Below are 627 nucleotides of genomic sequence, written 5' to 3' on the forward strand. Positions count from 1 at the left end.
CCGGGCATCCGCAGAAGCGCATCGACGAACTTCTGCCATGGAGTTTCAAGCCGTCAACCTGAGATCCCGTGAGCCGGGAACACCGCTTACAACTGGTCAAGATTCTGGACACGACGGAGGAGGCTCCTGTCTACGTCCACCCGAATATGGGTAAGCGCTACGCGGAGGCTGTCGATGATCTACTGGGCTCCTTGAATTCGCCCGACCATAGGCACAAGTCTTCAGAGATCATCCGATCACTCGTAGACAAGATCGTTCTCACGCCCAATGCGGAGAAGACGGAACTGGTCGTCGACTTGTACGGCGATCTGGCTGGCATCCTTCAGGTGTCTGAAGCGGCGTTTGGCGCTCAGGCGATGAGAGATGCTGACAAACTGGAGAAGAGAGAAAGAAAGGAAATCGAGCAGATCAAATCCTTGATGGATTCGCCTGGGACTGTTTCTGAGCCTGGTTTTGCGCCAAGCAAGGGCAAGATGGTTGCGGGGGCTTGCAACCGCCTAGACCTACCTAGTGGTAAAACGTGCAAGGGGAAGCTGGTTGCGGGAGCAGGATTTGAACCTGCGACCTTCAGGTTATGAGCCTGACGAGCTACCGGGCTGCTCCATCCCGCGCCAATTCTGTCCGTTC

1 tRNA gene is annotated in these 627 nt (G+C 55.8%); it reads right to left on the reverse strand.

The features are described 5' to 3' along the window. Nucleotides 1–534: 534 nt before the first annotated feature. A tRNA-Met gene (locus HCC78_RS33015) sits at nucleotides 535–611 on the reverse strand. Between the last annotated feature and the right edge of the window lie 16 nt (nucleotides 612–627).

The organism is Mangrovicoccus sp. HB161399, assembly GCF_013184745.1.
GTDB lineage: Bacteria > Pseudomonadota > Alphaproteobacteria > Rhodobacterales > Rhodobacteraceae > Mangrovicoccus.